The sequence below is a fragment of the Bacillus sp. Brlt_9 genome (genome assembly GCF_051948935.1).
GTDB lineage: Bacteria > Bacillota > Bacilli > Bacillales > Bacillaceae_G > Bacillus_A.
Window position 1 is genome coordinate 18,769 of the sequence record NZ_JAYJLO010000004.1, and the last position, 18,452, is coordinate 37,220.

Annotated in this window: 17 protein-coding genes and 2 pseudogenes; 4 read left to right on the top strand and 15 right to left on the bottom strand. The window is 34.6% G+C overall.

The window, feature by feature from the left end; translation table 11 throughout:
• Nucleotides 1-178: 178 nt before the first annotated feature.
• Complete coding sequence (locus VF726_RS16570) at nucleotides 179-1,588, top strand: catalase (protein WP_440171405.1); 1,410 nt, start codon at nucleotides 179-181, stop codon at nucleotides 1,586-1,588.
• A gap of 123 nt (nucleotides 1,589-1,711) precedes the next feature.
• On the opposite strand, the gene VF726_RS16575 is transcribed toward VF726_RS16570, so the two are convergent.
• From VF726_RS16575 to VF726_RS16585, 3 genes and pseudogenes are all read right to left on the bottom strand, one after another.
• Entirely contained in the window at nucleotides 1,712-2,239 is a 528-nt protein-coding gene (locus VF726_RS16575) for a hypothetical protein (RefSeq protein WP_440170239.1), read from the bottom strand.
• A 113-nt stretch (nucleotides 2,240-2,352) separates the two neighbouring features.
• Complete coding sequence (locus VF726_RS16580; protein WP_440170241.1) at nucleotides 2,353-4,107, bottom strand: adenine deaminase C-terminal domain-containing protein; 1,755 nt, start codon at nucleotides 4,105-4,107, stop codon at nucleotides 2,353-2,355.
• 283 nt (nucleotides 4,108-4,390) lie between these two features.
• Nucleotides 4,391-5,268, bottom strand: a pseudogene (locus VF726_RS16585) (LysR family transcriptional regulator).
• 125 nt (nucleotides 5,269-5,393) lie between these two features.
• Here VF726_RS16585 and VF726_RS16590 point away from each other — a divergent pair.
• A complete protein-coding gene (locus VF726_RS16590) occupies nucleotides 5,394-5,969 on the top strand; it encodes a sugar O-acetyltransferase (protein ID WP_440170244.1) in 576 nt (191 codons plus the stop codon).
• Between the two features lie 144 nt (nucleotides 5,970-6,113).
• On the opposite strand, the pseudogene VF726_RS16595 reads toward VF726_RS16590, so the two are convergent.
• From VF726_RS16595 to VF726_RS16635, 9 genes and pseudogenes are all read right to left on the bottom strand, one after another.
• Nucleotides 6,114-6,215, bottom strand: a pseudogene (locus VF726_RS16595) (DUF3902 family protein); the annotation flags it as partial.
• Between the two features lie 104 nt (nucleotides 6,216-6,319).
• Nucleotides 6,320-7,486: a serine hydrolase domain-containing protein gene (locus tag VF726_RS16600; protein WP_440170247.1), complete on the bottom strand. Its 1,167-nt coding sequence runs from the start codon at nucleotides 7,484-7,486 to the stop codon at nucleotides 6,320-6,322.
• Between the two features lie 232 nt (nucleotides 7,487-7,718).
• Nucleotides 7,719-8,225 carry a DUF3902 family protein gene (locus VF726_RS16605; protein ID WP_440170249.1) on the bottom strand — a complete coding sequence of 169 codons (507 nt, stop codon included), beginning with the start codon at nucleotides 8,223-8,225 and terminating at the stop codon, nucleotides 7,719-7,721.
• A 255-nt stretch (nucleotides 8,226-8,480) separates the two neighbouring features.
• Nucleotides 8,481-9,209, bottom strand: a complete 729-nt coding sequence (locus VF726_RS16610; protein ID WP_440170251.1) for a signal peptidase II — start codon at nucleotides 9,207-9,209, stop codon at nucleotides 8,481-8,483.
• Between the two features lie 15 nt (nucleotides 9,210-9,224).
• Nucleotides 9,225-10,334 carry a DUF58 domain-containing protein gene (locus VF726_RS16615; protein WP_440170253.1) on the bottom strand — a complete coding sequence of 370 codons (1,110 nt, stop codon included), beginning with the start codon at nucleotides 10,332-10,334 and terminating at the stop codon, nucleotides 9,225-9,227.
• The gene (locus tag VF726_RS16620) at nucleotides 10,331-11,263 is read right to left on the bottom strand and encodes an AAA family ATPase (RefSeq protein ID WP_440170256.1); all 933 of its coding nucleotides are present in this window, start codon (nucleotides 11,261-11,263) and stop codon (nucleotides 10,331-10,333) included. Before VF726_RS16620 ends, VF726_RS16615 begins: the two co-directional genes overlap by 4 nt.
• 145 nt (nucleotides 11,264-11,408) lie before the next feature.
• On the bottom strand, nucleotides 11,409-11,702 hold the full coding sequence (locus tag VF726_RS16625) for a putative quinol monooxygenase (RefSeq protein ID WP_440170258.1): 294 nt from the start codon (nucleotides 11,700-11,702) through the stop codon (nucleotides 11,409-11,411).
• Nucleotides 11,703-11,748: 46 nt separating this feature from the next.
• Nucleotides 11,749-12,387: a nitroreductase family protein gene (locus tag VF726_RS16630; RefSeq protein ID WP_440170261.1), complete on the bottom strand. Its 639-nt coding sequence runs from the start codon at nucleotides 12,385-12,387 to the stop codon at nucleotides 11,749-11,751.
• An 18-nt stretch (nucleotides 12,388-12,405) separates the two neighbouring features.
• On the bottom strand, nucleotides 12,406-12,834 hold the full coding sequence (locus VF726_RS16635) for a MarR family winged helix-turn-helix transcriptional regulator (RefSeq protein ID WP_100910167.1): 429 nt from the start codon (nucleotides 12,832-12,834) through the stop codon (nucleotides 12,406-12,408).
• A 264-nt stretch (nucleotides 12,835-13,098) separates the two neighbouring features.
• Here VF726_RS16635 and VF726_RS16640 point away from each other — a divergent pair, with 264 nt between their 5' ends.
• A complete protein-coding gene (locus tag VF726_RS16640; RefSeq protein ID WP_440170265.1) occupies nucleotides 13,099-15,042 on the top strand; it encodes a GTP-binding protein in 1,944 nt (647 codons plus the stop codon).
• Between the two features lie 46 nt (nucleotides 15,043-15,088).
• Here the strand turns inward: VF726_RS16640 and VF726_RS16645 are convergent, their stop codons facing one another.
• On the bottom strand, nucleotides 15,089-15,733 hold the full coding sequence (locus tag VF726_RS16645; RefSeq protein ID WP_242275700.1) for an alpha/beta hydrolase: 645 nt from the start codon (nucleotides 15,731-15,733) through the stop codon (nucleotides 15,089-15,091).
• A gap of 21 nt (nucleotides 15,734-15,754) precedes the next feature.
• Nucleotides 15,755-16,222: an NUDIX hydrolase gene (locus tag VF726_RS16650; protein WP_410491001.1), complete on the bottom strand. Its 468-nt coding sequence runs from the start codon at nucleotides 16,220-16,222 to the stop codon at nucleotides 15,755-15,757.
• A 193-nt stretch (nucleotides 16,223-16,415) separates the two neighbouring features.
• On the opposite strand from VF726_RS16650, the gene VF726_RS16655 reads away from it, so the two are divergent.
• Nucleotides 16,416-17,207: a DUF4240 domain-containing protein gene (locus VF726_RS16655; RefSeq protein ID WP_000449122.1), complete on the top strand. Its 792-nt coding sequence runs from the start codon at nucleotides 16,416-16,418 to the stop codon at nucleotides 17,205-17,207.
• Between the two features lie 59 nt (nucleotides 17,208-17,266).
• Here VF726_RS16655 and VF726_RS16660 read toward each other — a convergent pair whose 3' ends face one another.
• Nucleotides 17,267-18,304, bottom strand: coding sequence for an SDR family oxidoreductase (locus VF726_RS16660; protein WP_440170270.1), 1,038 nt, complete (start codon nucleotides 18,302-18,304; stop codon nucleotides 17,267-17,269).
• Between the last annotated feature and the right edge of the window lie 148 nt (nucleotides 18,305-18,452).

The window sequence follows — 18,452 nt, forward strand, 5'->3', positions numbered from 1 at the left end:
ATGTATAATTTCATTTTTAAGATTGTAATTTTAATAGTAATTTTCTTCTCGATATCCATTTTTCCATAATTTCTTCTATTTCAACAGGTCCACTACATGTGCGTTTTTTTCATCTAGCGGTCTGTTACTATTTTGCATGGCATACATAATCAAGGCTATGAAATCATATTTAGTAACAATGGACAAAAAAGATTTGGAGGCAATATCGATGAATGAAAACTATAATAAACAGGGGCAATCTTTACTGGGGAAAGGCTGTAATGCAAATGAAGAACGTAATGAACAAGCTACACTTCACTCTCAAACAGTTGGTTCGCGTGGACCTGTTCTAGAGCAAGATAGTGTACTTAACGAGACGTTACAAGAATTTATTCACGAAAAAATTTTAGAAAGACCTGTTCATGTAAAAGGATTTGGTGCGTTCGGTTATTTTCAAACGATCTATCCAATGTCTGAACATACGAAACTAAGTTTTCTACAACATTCTAATGAGAAAGTTCCTGTTATGGTGCGATTTTCATTAGCTGTTAGTACGAAAGGAACACCTGATACTTCTAGAAATGTACGCGGTTTTTCTACAAAGTTTTATACAAAGGAAGGTATTTTCGATCTTTTATGTAATCACATCCCTGTCTTTTCCGTTCGTGATCCAATACGCTTCCCGGAAACGATTCACGCGTTGTCACCTTCACCTAAAAATAACTTACTAGACCCTAATAGATTTTGGAGTTTCGTCGCTAAAGCACCTGAATCCATTCATTTCGTTGTCCATTTATATTCTGATGCTGGTACGGCCAAAAGTCTGCGCCACATCCCAGGACATAGTGTTAATACATATGTTTGGAGAAATGCAGAAGGTAACCGCAAATATGTAAAGTATCATTGGTACCCATTTGAAGGTGTACAATTCATTACTAGTGAGGCAGCAAATAAACTGGCTGCCGAAAACCCTGATTATAGCGGGAAAGATTTATATGATGCAATTGCAAATGGTAAACCAGTGGAATACGGATTATATGTCCAGCTCATGGATCCGAAAGATGAAGAACATCTTTCTTATGACCCTTTAGATGATACAAAAGTATGGGATGAAAAGTCATATCCTCTTATACCAGTAGGCAAAATGGTATTAAATAAAAACCCTGAAAATTATATGGAAGAAGTAGAAAAAGTCGCCTTCTCCCCTTCTAATTTACTTGACGGTGCTGAATTATCAGATGATAAAATGTTGCAAGGACGTGCGAACATTTATAGTGATTCTCAAAGAAGAAGAATTGGTCCCGAATTTCGGAAATTAACGATTAACAAGCAAAAAGATTGGACGCCTGCTAATCAAATAACGAGCGGTGACGGAAGATACGTTGAAGGTAAACTTGAAAGAACTTCTATAACGAAACAAGATGACTTTACGCAGGCTGGTGAATTTTATGCAAAGTTAAAACCGATAGAAAAAGAACATCTTGCTGAAAACTTAGCTAGCGATTTGAAAGTTATATCCAATGATATTAGAAAGATCGTTTTAGGATATTTTCATAACGTGTCAGCTGATTTGGTGAATAAAATTGAGAGTGCCATGCAAAAGCTTTAAGAATAAATAAAAACGTCATTTTAAACTTTAAAAATGACGTTTTTTACGGCGGAATTACCAGGGATTTCCATCTCTTCATTTACAATGAGTAACAATTTTTTCTCCTTCAAAATCCCCTTTTTTTCATTCTAAATTATGGTACTCATTTCTCTTTTTTAAATAATCTTTTTCACATTGTAACGGCTTAAATTTCACTTTTTTCCCTTTCTTCTTTTTCGTTTTTATAACGAGCCATTCCCCTTTTTCAACGTCTAGTTTTAAGCGTTTCATTACATTGATATTATCTTTTTCTTTATAAAGTAAAAATGCTTCTTGCGCCCTCACAAATAAGCTGGGCTGCTCGCTAAATCCACCACTATCATAAATTTTAGTTAGCGAATTATAATAAGAATCATTTTCCTTTCCACCATACATCAAATGGGCTGCCTCCAGATCTCTTTTACTTACTTCCCAAAAACTATGTTCATCAATATTTAAATTAAATGTGGATTTAATGTCCTGTATTATATTCTTCACATACTTTTCATCTCGAACTTTCCTTTCTTCAAGACAATCCGAAGATAACCTGGGTGCATCTGATTGGGAGTGTACAACGTGTTGTATTGATACACACAGAATAAATACGCTTAAAATGTATAATATTTTTTTCATATTTACATATCACCTCAAATGATTTAGATACTATATCATTTGAGCCTTACAATCTTCTTATGCTAGAAATGAGAAAGATCCTACAAAATACATCTTTTATAGGATCTTTCCGTCTAATATTTTTTTATTACATTCACCGGCATAGCAACTACCTTTCCACTTTTCACATCATATAGCCCTATAGGCGTTACCCGTATAAAAGGCAAGTGCGTCGCAGAAAAGAATAAAATTGTAAATGCTGGATCATCATACGCGTAGCCACGCTCTTGTAGTAATTTCACCATCTGTTTCTCTTCTTGTATTAATTCACTCATTTTTAAATTAGACATAATCCCGAGCAATGGCAATGCTATTTCGTGTAATACTTCATTCTTTTCAGCTATTACCATTCCCCCGCCAAGCTCTTTTATCCTATGAAAAGCTGTAAGCATATCTCCTTTACTCTTTCCAATAAGAATGATGTCACCCGTACCAGAATAAGAGCTAGCAATCCCACCTAGTTCTTTCGCAAAACCTTTAACGACTGTATTCACTCGCCACGTACCGTCACGAGCAATCATTAAAAGAAAACACTCATCATGTTCTAGAGAAAGTTCATCACTGTTTAAATCAATATCAGTCGTGTATGGTTTTGTTATAACGTTATTTAATAATTGTATTCCTATTTTATTAGTAAAAACCATATCCTCTTTTTCTATAGACCAGTCTAATAATAATGGAGTTACTTTGAATTTACTCCAGTCTATAAGTAAGGATTCATTTTTATTTATTCCGTCACGCTTCACCCATTTCCCCTTTGCAATTACGCTCGTTGGCACTGGGTTTTCTTTACTTTCCAAAATATTAATATTAGCTATTCTGCCTGTCGCAATTGAACCATGTACATGTTCCATATTGTAATAACGAGCGATATTATAGCTTGCCATATGATAAGCATCTATTACTGGCACTCCTTGTTTTATCGCGGTAGATATCATTACGTTTGTCATTCCATTTTCATAAAACGAAGGATGTGAGCCGTCTGTAGTAAGAATGAATCTATCAAACTGTTTTACTCCTATTTCCAACAATTCTTTCAGTAACACTTCTAAATCTGGGCGGATTGAAGAATTCCTTAAGGAAACCGTGTAACCTTGCATAAGACGAGCGAAAGCTTCTTGCCCTGTCATTGCTTCATGATCACAATCTGTACCTAGCAGTTTTAATTTCGCTAAAGTCGTTTCAGATGCACCTGGAAAATGTCCTTCCACTTTTTTATGTAATCGTTTCGTTTCCTGCACCCAATGTAACATTTCATCATCGCCATGTAATAACTTTGGCCACGCTGTTAGCTCGCCGCCTTGAAGAACTGCTTTATGCTTAAGCCACTCTATTATTTCTTCACGATTAAATAAAGATTCCCCGTTTTGCAATTCAGTTTGTCCATCAAAACGGCACCACCAATACATACTAGCTGGAATCTTTTCAAATTCATCTAATAAACGAAATGCTTCTTCACGTTGTAATGTGAAAAATAAAGTTAAATTATCGTTAATAAAAGTCGTCGTCCCAAATTGCATCGCATAATTCGCTAAAGTTTCTGGATTGTATAATTGATAAGGATGTGCATGCGGTTCTATGTAACCAGGAACTACATACTTTCCATCACAATCAATGACTTCACATTCTTGTAGTTGCGCCGGTAGTTTTTCTCCTACATAAATAATACGATCATCATAGATCCAAATATTTGCTTGTACCCACTCGCGCATATAGGTATTTAAATATGTTGCATTCCTTAATACAATGTGCGGACTTCTCGTTCCGTCTATTACTTCAACATGTTCTCGTAATTGCTCGTTACTCCATCTGAAATACTTTTGTTCCACTGTATTCAACTCCAATGCTATATTATTTAAGATGAAAAACAATTAATAAACTAAACTATTTTTCATTCAAGACCACTCGATATGTACCCCTATTATATTTAACAATCATAAAAATTACAATTTTCAGAATCCATATCATTTTATTATTCACTTCTTCCCCATTTGAACATAAACACTTCTGTGAAGTTGTTTTACTGGAACCTTTGAAAGGATATTGAATATTTCGTAAGGGCAAAAACGTGTCACCTTAATACGATGGCACGTTTTGCATTTTACATTATGATTAGTTCATACTATTTCGGAGCTGATTGATAAATGCATGAGCTGCATTTGAAAATACTTGATTCTTTTTCCAAATAATATTTAAGTTTGCTTCTAATTTAGGTTGTAATGGTTTAAAGCAAAGTTTGCTGTTTCCTGACGTGTTGATTATTTTATCTATACATAATGCATATCCAATACCTTTTTCAACCATAAGTGTTGCGTTATAAAGCAAATTATAGGTTGCGATGATATTTACATTATCTATATTTTGTCCAAACCATCCTGTTAATTCATTACTAACAGTAGCTTGTCGTGAAATGAATAGTGGTTTATCTATTAAATCCACTGGGCTAATAACTTGTTTATCAGCTAAAGGACTATCTTTACACATTAATACCCCCAAGTATCTTTTGCTGGCAATTGTAAATATTCATATTTTTGCTTATCTGTTGGCTCTATAACGACACCAAAATCTAATAATCCACTATCTAATTTATTCTTAATGTCATCAGCATTTCCACTGTACAAATGAAATCGAATACTTGGATAGTCTTTTATTAATACTTTTAATGTTTTTGCAATAAGATGCATCGCTTCCGTTTCACCAGCACCAATATAAACTTCCCCGCTTATCATTTCTTTTGAATCTTTTAAGTTCGCTTTCGTTTTGTCTGCTAAATCAACAATTTCCTTCGCCTTCTTAAATAAGTATTTCCCCTCTTCTGTCAATGAGATTTTTCTATTTCCTCTTATAAATAAATCTGTTCCTAATTCCATTTCTAAATCTTTCAGTTGCCTTGATAATGTAGGCTGCGACAAATGTAATTGTTTTGCAGCTGCTGAAATACTCTCTTCATTTGCTACAGCAATAAAATAACGTAACACTCGAATTTCCACAAAAGTCTCCTTTTTCATATAGCTAATAAGCATATGAATGTATTTAATATAGGTATTTGATATCGGAATCGTATCATTTTATGATTGCATTGAAAAGATTAATTCATTAGAGGAGGAGTAATATAATGGATATGAAAGATTTTATAAGTTTTTGTAAGGCAGGCAATCCGATTTCCGGCGAGGATAAAGACTTACATGATCTACTAGTTCAATGTAGTTATGAAGCTCAGAAGATAACAATGAAATTAAATACATCCCATCATCCTAAGGAAGAAATTGTAGCGCTTTTTAGTGAATTGACAGGTAACAACATTGATTCATCTTTTATGTGCTTTCCGCCGTTTCATACAGACTTCGGTAAAAATATTACGATTGGAAAAAACGTATTTTTTAATACCGGATGTTCCTTTCAAGATAGAGGTGGAATTCATATAGGAGATAATTGTATGATCGGTATGAATGTGACAATTGCCACACTTAATCACGGACTAACTTTAGAAACTAGAAACACAACATACGCCTCCCCTGTTACAATTGGTGAAAATGTATGGATCGGTTCTAGTGCAACCATACTACCTGGTGTGACTATAGGAAACAATTCAGTTGTTGCTGCAGGTGCAGTTGTTACGAAAGATGTGCCTGAAAATACTGTCGTTGCCGGAGTACCTGCAAAAGTTGTGAAAGTCATTCAGAACGATTGAAATTAAATTCTTATTTATATCAAAAAAGAACGTGTTTATTAATAAACACGTTCTTTCAAATATTTTATAACTTATATTCACTTTACCAATCTGCACTTGCATTCTTACCATTTAAATGAATAGCGGCCATAATACTGGTTCTTACGTAAGCAGTATATTTAGAAGTATGAGTATACTATATCCTCCGGTAAAATTAAGATTTTTACGATTAACAAATATGAGACGAACTAATGATATTATGGTCGTTTAAAATCATACGAACACTAGCAATTAATACCGAAATATTCCGCCTCGTTAATAGCTTCCTATATGATCCAACTATAGTTAATTCCCATTCACTTTCTTTTCATCTATTTATTAAATTCAACTTGCATCATTTTATTAAACTGTGTAAGAATATCAACCGGACCTAAAGAATTAGCATTGACAGCAAATGTATGCTTGCCTCCAATTACTCCACCAGCAAAAGTCATAAACCCAGGAATTGATCCTCCGTGCCCCCATACTGAGACACCATTTGGAAGTTTAGTCTCATAGATTCCAAGACCATATCCATCCCCAACCCCCTTTCCTTCTACAGGAACTGTAGTAAGCATTTCTTTTAGCTCGCGTTCCTTCAGTAACTTACCACCGAGTAAAGATGAAAAGAACTTGTTTAAATCATCCGCATTAGAAATCATATCTCCAGCTGCATTAGCTAAACTCGGATTATAATACGTAATGTCTTTCAACTCGCCTGTTTCTTCCATTTTCACATATCCACGAGCATGATTCTTTCCTGGGATGACGGGTGAATTTCCTGGTAAAAACGTATTTGGCAAGTCCAGAGGTTCAATAATTCGCTTTTCAATTTCTTCCGCATAACTATTACCAGTTATTTTTTCAATTAGCATTCCCAATATTACATATCCTGTGTTTGAATACAACCAGTCTTTGCCCGGCGAGAAATCTGGAGGCAGAGAAAGGCCTATTTTCACTATTTCTTCTGCTGTATACGTTTTTTTCGAATTCATTACGTCCGCGTCTTTTGAATTTAAATATTCAGCGATACCACTCGTATGATTCAAAAGTTGTCGTATCGTAATTTGATTTCCATCATACCCATTTCCTTGCACGAGACCCGGCAGCCACTTTTCAATTGGATCGTCAAGTTGTACGCGATTTTCTCCTACTAATTGCAGAACAGTCGTGGCAGTAAAAGTTTTCGTCACACTACCAATCCGAAAGCGAAAATCCGATTTCACCGGTTTCTTTGTAATTAAATCCGCCACGCCAGCAGTATAACTATTAACTTTCCCTTTATTAGACGTCTTAGCTAATACCCCTGGTGCCCCAATTTGTATTGTTTCCTGCATTACTTGTTTCCATCCATTCCGATTCTTTTGATTAGGTTCTTGTGACGAATTAGAAATATTTTGAGTAGACTCTGCTTTCACAGTAAAACCAGGTGTAAATAGAGTAGTACCCGCTAATAAAACTGTCAAACTCGCTAACTTCATTGAATTACATTTTTTCATAAGGTTTTCTCTCCCCTATTCATATCGTATTGATTCAAGCTATACTTTTATCCTATATGATAAAACTCTCTTTTTTCTTATCCATTCCTTACGAAATACTTACTTTCAAAATTAGACAACCAGATGGGAAAAAATCATGTATGAAAATAAAAAAAGAACGTGTTTTCAATTTATCAAAACACGTTCTCTTACATACTTAAAACCCTATATCAACTTTTTAGTTCCTTCATTTTTACCATCCTGCACTAGCGTTCATGCCATTCCCGATAATAGTAAGAAGTAATGGACACAGCACTGGTGCTAACGTAAGAAATAGATTAAACAGTATAAGTATTCTATATCTCCCAGGGATATTATAATTTTTACGATTAACAAATAATACAAAAACTAATAATATTATGGTCTTTACAAATAAAAGTAACACTAACAACCAATACCAAACCATTAAACTGAGACTCCATGGCTGTAATAGTTCGTGTACAATACCAAATGTAATTCCCAATACTGCAAAACTAAAGGTAGTAATTGTTGCTTTGATAAACAATTTACTTAATTTTTTATCGTATGTATACTTACAATATAAATCTATTAACGTGTATAAAGATAAAAAGGCCATTATTACACCTATCCAAGACAATAACCAGTCTCCGCCTCCTCTAACTAACATAAACAGAAACCAACACATCCCTGCTGTAGAAAAAATAAAGGAAAGGAGTATGTTTTTCAATACCGGTTTCATTCTATTTTCACACCCTTACAAAAATTTAAATATAAATTATATTTTTTATTTACATGATACCCGTAATTGATTCATCTCTTTTTCATTCTATATTGATGAAACGAAGATAAACTCATATAAAATTAACGTGAAATACTCTAATAAGAAAACTTTTTCCATTGATAAAGATATAAAAAAGTAAGTATACATTACCATGTAATTAAATATAAGTAAATGAAATTAATTTACAGTTAATTTCATTTACTTATATTAATGTCACGCTTTCCCGTCTCGCTCTATCCATCGTACAGTCTTCTCTACATCTAACTCCGTATACGTCTTTTCTCCATATCGGACAGACTCATATATCGGAATAATATCTCTCGTTCTACAAATTCTCGTTAACCATTGTTGCATCGTTTCATAGGACCTTCTCTGTTCGTGAAATGGTAAAGTTCTTTCCCATTCAACTAACGTTCTCCTTATCGTATCTTTAGGTAACGGCTGTTCAAACTGATGCTTCACTTTCTTGTTCTTTTCGGTTCTATCCATATTTTCTTTTGTTATCGATTGTTTATCCTGTTGTATTTCTGATTTCGTTACCTTTTTCCTCATTAATTTATAAAAAGCATATAGAATGACCACTGCAATAATTACATAAAAAACGACACTAATCCATGAATTTGAAAGAACAGAAAACACATCAGTCCATGAATTTTTTCGTACAAAAAGTGGAATTTTCCTATCTATTTTTGTTCTTGTATCTACAACTCCTGTTTCTTCATCTATAATTCTTTCTGGTTCATCAAACTGTGCGTCTACACTAGTAAAATCATAATTTCTTTCCGATATTGTCTCCGTCTTACTAGAAAAAAGCCCTTTTACTATGTCTTGTACATGCACAACACCTTGTGATAACGTTATCGCACTAACCGTAAAGAAAAGTAGTATTAATACTCTAACACTCCACAACTTTACTTTCACATGTCTCTCTTTATTAGCCATGACATAAACCCCTTCTTATTCTTTAATTACAACCCATTTATTTGTTCTGCTGTATTTCCTTGGGGAAGTACCAAGAATTAAAGGAACTGCATCCAATTCTTTACGACGAAAACCTGCTGTGTAAAAGTAAGTAGAAGATACAGGAGTATCTTGGTCCGATATCGCGGCAAGTACTTTTAATACATTTTGCAAATGTTTCCGGTTATGACCGTTCTTTATATGCAATAATCCATTATCTTTTACGCTATTGATCCATACTTCAAATGAACAGTTTTGCATGAGCAGCTGTTTACATATGCCTGCCGTTAATTCGATTAGTTCCTCTGTATCATTTCGCAAAGAAACACCACTTTTATTTTGCAAGTTGAGATAAATCGCGTATTTATCTGATTGCGTTCGCTCGTACTTTTTCGCAGTTATCGCCCCTGTTTTCGCTGTTGCACTCCAGTGGATCGAACGAAAATCTTCATTTTCATAAGACTTCACTCCCATTACTTTCGTTTCATCATATAAGGGTGATGACATCGCTTTTCGAAATCCCCGTGACCATTCTTGTAATTCAGGAACTTGTATTTTCGGAACAGCTGGTAAAACTAAATAGGACGGCGTTTCAACTTGTTTATAGGTTATATGATTCGTTATGAATCCAAAGGGATCCGTAATGACAATTTCAACTTCTTCCCATTTCGCAATTCCTCTTTTTACAGCTACAGCTTGCAAATCAAACGAAACTGACTCTCTTCCTTTTATATTAAAATTCATATAATAATTTGAACCTGTACTATGATTTTTGTTTATTTCATCATGATTCCAAGTTAGCTTATTTTCACACTTAAATCGAAATACGATATTGAAAATAGGAAATATCGACTTATTGGAAATTTTTATTTTGCACACACTCGTTTCACCTATAAAAACGTTTGAATTTCCTTGGCTATATTCCCATTCAACACGAGATACTTTACGTATATATGCATACATAGCACCTATTAAAATTACAAACAAAAATACGAGAGATAAAAACAGTAGATTACTTGAAAATATACATAAAATAACGGCTACAACTGACATAACTCCCATTACGAAAGGCTCCGCTAAAGGTGTATACACAAGCTGTTGATTCATCGTAAATTCTCCACTGGCACACTAATCGTATGAATAATTTCTTTCATGATTTGTTCTTTCGTCGTTTTCATCTCCCCTTCAATCGTTAACGTTAAACGATGAGCGCAAATGGATGCAGCGAGTTGTTTTATATCATCTGGCGTACAGTAATCTCTTTCATTTAATATAGCCCTTGCTTGAATCGCCCTCATAAATGCCAAAGTCCCCCGCGGGCTTACACCAATTTCAATTAGCTCATGCGTGCGTGTTGCCTCAATAATTTCAAGAAGATAATCTTGCACATCATTTCCTACTAACACTTCTCTTGCACGCTTCTGCATCATAATAATTTCTTCACTTGAAATAATAGAATGTAACGTTTCTAACGGATCATTCATTTGAAACCGATTCATCATTTCCTTTTCAGCTTCTCTCGTAGGATAACCTTGGCGTATTGTGAGTAAAAATCTGTCTAACTGAGCATCTGGTAACGGAAATGTGCCAGCAGATTCAAGAGGATTTTGCGTTGCAATTACTAAAAAAGGCTCAGGTAATGAATGTGTCTGTTTCGCAATTGTCACAGTACGTTCTTCCATAACTTCCAGTAACGAAGATTGCGTTCTCGGTACAGCTCGATTAATTTCATCCACTAATACTATATTTGCAAAAATAGGACCTATCCTCGTTTTAAATTCCGATTCCTTCACATCAAAGTATTCGAGACCAATAACATCTCCAGGCAAAGTATCCGCTGTGAATTGAATTCTTTGAAATTTAGCGTCTACACTTTTAGCCAAACTTTTCGCTAATGTTGTTTTTCCTGTCCCAGGTACATCCTCTAATAAAATATGCCCTCTTGCTATAAGAGCTATAGCTGCAAGTTCAATCGCTTCATCTTTTCCTATAATAACCTTCGAAATATTGTTCATAATTTTCTTTAATGTACTCATATATGTATCTCCTAACTTTATTTATTCTGAAAATTTAGAATTATTCATTTCCAAATTATAACACATTTAGTTAGAAGTAAATATATTCCTATCAAAATAATAAAAGATACCCATAGCAATCGCTTAGGGTATCTTTTTCATCAAGTTATTTTACTAAATCTCCATTGTAAGCTTTTATATCTAGAGGAGCAGTTAAAAACTGTTTTACTTTACTAACGAAAGATGTGAAGTGTTCACTCGTATTATGACTCGCAACTGCTGCTTCATCTTTCCATACTTCTACCATCGTATATACATTTTCTTTTTCTGTATCTTTATAAAGGTCATAAGATACATTTCCACTTTCTTCTCTTGAACTATGAATGAGCGGACGAATTTCTTCTAAAAATGATTGTTGTTTTGCTGGATCTCCCTGAAATATTGCGTGAATTATAATCATGGTGTTTCCCCTCTCATATCTCACTTATTTCTATCTTGTTATAAAATTACTTCCACTCAGCAACTTTTTCAACTGGAAGACGTACTGATTGGTAACCACTGTCAGCAGCTTTTCCGATTGAAATTAACATAACTGGTACGTGACGGTCTTTATCTAGTCCGAAAGCTTCTGCGATTTGATCTTTCTCAAAACCACCAATTGGACAAGTGTCATAGCCGTGAGCACGAGCTGCTAACATAAATTGCATTGCTACAAGACCACCGTCAATTAGTACTGTGTCTTTCATTACTTCTGGTGTAACCATTGAGAAATAAGCTGAAAGTTTTTTCATTTGATCTTCTTTTACTTCAGCTGGCATAAGTCCGCGCTCTACTGCTGTACCATAAATTTCTTCTGCGTTATCAAAGTTGTTTAAGTCACCGAATACAGCGATCATTGCTGAAGATGTTTCTACTTGAGATTGATTGAATTTCGCAAGTGGTGCAAGTGTTGCTTTTGCTTCGTCACTTTCAATCACAAGGAATCTCCATGGTTGCATGTTTACTGATGATGGTGCAAGTGTTGCTTCTGTAAGAATTTCTGTCATTTCTTCTTTGCTAATTTTCACCGACGGGTCGTACTTACGAATTGAACGACGTCCTGTTAAAATTTCGTTAAAATCATTTGTTTTTACTGAGTTAGTCATAGTTGTATTCTCCCTTTTTTATAATTCTTTTATATTTTCTTGAATGTGATTTAACATAGTTAAAAGATTATCGCGCTGTTCTTCACTTAATCCTTTAAATGCTGAAGCTGCAAAACGTTCTTTTTCCTCTTGAAACGCCTGAATTTTATTTCGTCCCTCTTCAGTAAGAGAAACTAACGTAATTCTGTTATCATCTGGATTTTTACGTCTTACAATCATTTCATTTGCCTCAAGCTGCTTTAAATGCCTTGTAATCGCAGCATTATCAATATTCACTTCTTGCTGAAGTGCTTTTTGACTAATTTCACCTACTTCATATAACTGAAGTATAAGCTCTAATCGAGACTGGCTCATACCCGTACAACCTTCAAACTTCGAACTTACTTCTTTATTTAGAAAGTGTAATTTATATAAAATAATCGCTTCTTTTGAGCATGAACTTGTCAAACTATCCCTCCTTTACATACAAAACAAAAACGTTTGATGTATCAATAGTTGATATGTCAATTAATATAATCTATATCGATTTAGAATGCAAGCATTTTGTTTTCATTTATATTTTTCCAAATTAAGGCGCTTTATCGCGTTACAAATAATGTTAATTGCACTATAATAATACTAATTTAAATGACTGGAGAGTGATCGTAATGCGGCAATACACAAATAGAAATGAGGAATTAAAAATGGAAAATGAAATGAGGATATTCACATATGACAACAATAAATATAGGGATTGTCGCGCACGTAGACGCTGGCAAGACGAGTTTGACTGAGCGTATTCTTTATGAAACGAATGTGATTAAAGAAATTGGTCGAGTAGATAGTGGTAATACGCAAACTGACTCAATGGAATTAGAGAGACAACGCGGAATTACAATTAAAGCATCTGTCGTTTCTTTCTGTATAAATGACTTAAAAGTAAATGTCATTGATACACCTGGACACGCTGATTTTATTGCTGAAGTGGAGCGATCATTCCGCGTTTTAGACGGTGCGATTTTAGTTATTTCTGCTGTTGAAGGTGTGCAGGCACAAACGAAGATTTTAATGCGGACATTACAGAAACTAAACATACCGACAATAATTTTCGTAAATAAAATTGATCGTAGCGGTGCAAATACTGAAAAAGTTATGAAGCAAATAAAAGAGGTTCTTTCAAATGAAGCATTACCCTTCCACTCTGTCCATAACGAAGGAACAAAGGAAGCTCGTATTATTGAATATAAATCATATGACGATTGTATAGAGCGATTAGCGCCATATAACGAATCATTGCTTGCATCATATGTAAATGACGAAATCGTACCGGACATACTATTAAGAGAAGAACTCATTAAACAAATAGCGCAAGCAAATGTGTTCCCTATCTTTTATGGTTCAGCTATGACAGGTATAGGTATAACCGAACTGCTCGAAAACATTTCAGAACTAATTCCAGCTAATAAGTCTGATGAAAATGAAACATTATCTGGTGTTGTGTTTAAAATTGAACGTGAACCTTCTGGGGAAAAGATTGCATATGTAAGAGTTTTTTCTGGTCATTTACACGTTAGAAAATATGTTCATATACAACGTGATAATGCTCTGGCACATAAAGAAAAGATTAAGAAAATATGCATGTTTCATAACGGAAATGCGGTTCAAGCTTCTATCGTTCCTAGCGGAGAATTTTGCAAAGTGGGGGGACTGAATGATATTAAAATTGGTGATATTATCGGTGAACGAACTGATTATATAAAAGACATTCACTTTGCCGAACCACAAATGGAAGCAGCCATTGATGCAGTACCTAAAGAACGAATTCATGATTTATACGCTGCACTTATGGAACTATGTGAAGAAGATCCACTCATTCAAGTGTGGAAAGACGATGTTCATAATGAACTATATATTCGCCTTTTCGGTGAAGTACAAAAAGAAGTAATTGAAACTACACTTTATGAGAAATATAATTTGCAGGTTACTTTTTCAAATACACGAGTTGTATGTATTGAGAAACCAATTGGCGTAGGTAATAGCGTTGAAGTAATGGGTGAAAAAGCGAATCCATTTTACGCAACAGTCGGATTCAAAGTTAAGCGTGGTGAACTTAATTCTGGCATAACATATAAATTAGGCGTTGAACTTGGCTCACTACCTTTAGCATTTCATAAAGCGATTGAAGATACTGTATTCCAAACGTTAAAACAAGGTTTATACGGTTGGGAAGTTACGGATATTATCGTCACTCTAACACATACAGGTTATGCTAGTCCTGTCACAACAGCGAGTGACTTTAGAAACTTAACACCGCTCGTTTTAATGGATGCTTTAAAGCAAGCTGAAACATATGTATATGAACCAGTAAATGAGTTTGAATTAACTGTACCGGAGCACGCAATTAGTACCGCGATGTATAAATTAGCTGCTATTCCAGCAACTTTTGCAGAGCCTATATTCAATAATGATTCTTACCAGCTAACTGGATCATTACCTGTTGCGAAAACAGAGAATTTTAAGCGCATGCTTCATTCATTTACTGAAGGAGAAGGTATCTTTACAACAAAGCCAGGTGGTTTCATAAAACTGACGGGTCCCTTTCCTATTCGAAAACGCGTTGATTATAATCCGCTGAATCGGAAGGATTATTTGCTTCATGTGTTGAAGGCTTATTAAAGTAAAAGAGGTGCAAATTGCACCTCTTTTTGCATGTATTGATAAGTTATTTTTTCCTAACAACTTCTTGAAGCTTTTCTATTATATTTGCTATCGCTTCAATTGAATTACCTGTTTCATATCCTCCCACATTTACAGAATGATTTGCATTTTTGATAACATCGATTGTTAAATTCGTTTTATATAACTGCTTAACTTGATCTGCATTATATTGATGATCTTTATCCCCAATAACTAAAAGCCCTTCGTGTTGACTATGTAAAATGGAGTCGAAAATAGATTCAAATGTTAGTAAAGGTGTAAGTAGTATCATTTTTGACTGTAAAAACTCTTCTCTCTTCATTACATCATTTGCAATCGGAATCGTTCCGAGTGACTTCCCTAAAAACAAAGTCTCGTTGTATTGCTCACCTTTTAATACTTCATTCATTATAGGATAAATATCATCCATCATTACTTTCGTTAGTTCTTCTATTGGTTTATTCATTACCTGTTCGTCGTAAGAGTAATGAATATGTACAACATCAATTTTATGTTCAAGCATAAGCATCGTCGCGTAATAAAATAACGGCTTATCGTAATTGTATCCTGAACCTGAAAACATAAAGCAAACCGTACTAGAACCTTTTTCGATATGTGTGTAACGAATTACTTTGTCATTTATATGTACCTCTTTTTTAGTCCCCTTCACCCTTTTTCCCTCCGAATACGTTTATTTTTGTAAAACGATATGTTCTGTATGTACTGCTATATCCTTTACTTTCTCTTTTATAAATGCAGGCTGTAAATTATATGCATGTAACTTTTCTACCGGCACCCACTTAAACAAATACGTTCTACCCTCTTCTTCCAAAATATATTGATCCGCTCCATTTGCAGGTAATTCATGTAGCTCTACTTCATAATAAAAACTAATCTCATGAAACTTTCGCTCAGAAAGTGTAAAGAAATTTTCTACTGACCATATTAACCTTTTCCTTTTAATAGGAACACCTATCTCTTCCGCAAGCTCTCGTTTTAATGCATCTTCACTATTCTCTAGCATTTTCACCCTTCCGCCGGGTACATACCAAAAATCTTCACCGTCACCTTGCAGAATGAGTATTTTACTATCGTATTTACAAATTGCTCCGACGCGGTAATTAAAACATGTTTCCTCAACTTTAAATGTAAGATCCATCCGTAACGCCCCTTTATATAAATATCGAATTATCACAAAATAATTATGTAATTACTGTACAAATAAGGTTACTAAATTTATCCACTTCATTCAATCATTTTCGAATTTTCCAAACTTTTGTTTTTCATCATTACAAGTATATATACATATGTTACAATCACATTGCACACTAGAAAACATTATGGGGGTACGGATGGAAACGTTATTAATCCAGCAAACTGAGAAATCAAATAAGTTTTGGAAAATCGTTGTGAAAGAAAAAGACTACGTTGTGTTTTACGGAAAAATTGGCACAGCTGGTAGTGTAAAAGCGAAAGAGTTTGAAACAGAAGAAGAATGTATGAAAGAAGCTACTAAACTAGTTGCTTCCAAACGTAAAAAAGGATATATAGACCCTATTCAAGGGGAAGATTACATAAAAGAAAAGACGATAACCGAAGAAGAATTTTGGGAACTACTCGCTCGTGCAAAAACGAAAGGTGAGGACCAAGAAGAACAAATAGAATGGCTTACTTCCCACCTTGCTAAACGTACAGTACATGAAATTGTTGCTTTTGATACGCATATGCATCGTATTTTGAAAGATTCCTATACCTCCCGTTTATGGGCAGCCGCTTATATTATTATGGGTGGCTGTTCAGATGATCCTTTTGATTACTTCCGTGGATGGTTACTATATCAAGGAAAAGAGACATACGAAGCTTGTATTGAAGATCCAGAACGATTAATTCCTGTATTAGAAAATTTGAGTGAGTATGACGTTCCAGAAATAGAAGAACTTTCTTTATATTTCGGTTTCACTGTATATGCAGAAAAAACTGGTGACGAAGATGATACTTACTTTACACTTTACCATGTCTTATCTAATGAAGAATTCGACGATGTTGATTTTGAATTTGACTGGGATGAAGACGATGAAGAAGGTTTAAAAAAGATGTTTCCTAAGCTATGGGAGATGTATGGGGAAGAACCGATTGAGTGGTAGATTCATATTAGGACTCTGTTTAACCAATAAACAGAGTCCTTTTTTCATAAGATTCCTATTTAAGCTCTCTTTATTTCATACCACTTATCCAATAACATCTTTTCTCTTTCCCTTGAAATACCTGCTTTTAATTCCCATTCGTCCACACTCTTCATCCACTTATACATATCTGTAACTGTATGTTCTAACCTTCTAAAAGTAAGTCCTTCTTTAACAGCACTTTCAATACTAATTGAAAATCCACCTTTCCACGGCTTCGTTTCCCCTTCTAATGGAAAAGTTTCCGGAATCCATAAAGGCATTTCTGTCCAAGGCTGCACATTATGTTCACTCATAAACGATTCGTCTACCCAAACAAATTCAGCATCACTATTCGTAACCTTTTTACACGTATTTAATAGCTCTTCCATCGTCAATTCATCATTCGGACCTGTTATATTAAATGTTCCTGCTTTATTATGTTCTGCCATATCGAGTCCAAATCTCGCGACATCTTTTATGTCAACTAATTGCACTGGACGATTTTTTCTTCCTGGTACTAACACTTTTCCGCCCTTTGCTACACGCTGAACCCAGTATGGAAGTCGATCTGTATAATCAAACATTCCTGAAAGAAGTCCTGCTCTTACGTGTAAAACACGCCCCGGCCAATACTTCTCTGCTTCTTTTTCGCATAATACTTTCAGTGCACCATAATGCTCATAAGGAGATATTTCACCATTTTCTACAGTCTTTATTTGCTCAGCCGTCGGTTCAGGTTGTAATATATAGTCTTCTTTTATGTCATGCGGAATCCAATCTTTATATACGGAAAGGCTTGAGATGAATATATAGTGTTCAATATTATCTTTAAGTACTTCTCCAACATTTCTAATGTGATGTGGAGAAAACCCACATGTATCCACGACAACATCCCATTTTCGATTTTCTAAACTGGATACATCACCATTTCTGTCCCCGATAAGCTGCTCCACTTCAGGAAAAATCCCTTTGTTTGTTCCGCGGTTAAATAATGTAACTTCATGCCCTCTCTGTAAAGCCTCTTCTACGAAAGCTCTGCCTAAAAATCGTGTACCGCCTAGTATTAGAATTCTCATGGTTCTCCCCCATTCGTGATAAAAAATCTATTCTTTTGTTTAACGATTTTTTGTTGCGAAAAGTTACGGGGGATAATTTAATTTTTTCTACAAGTTCAATATATGTAATTTCGACACTTTTTCTATGTTAAAAACAATAATATGGAAA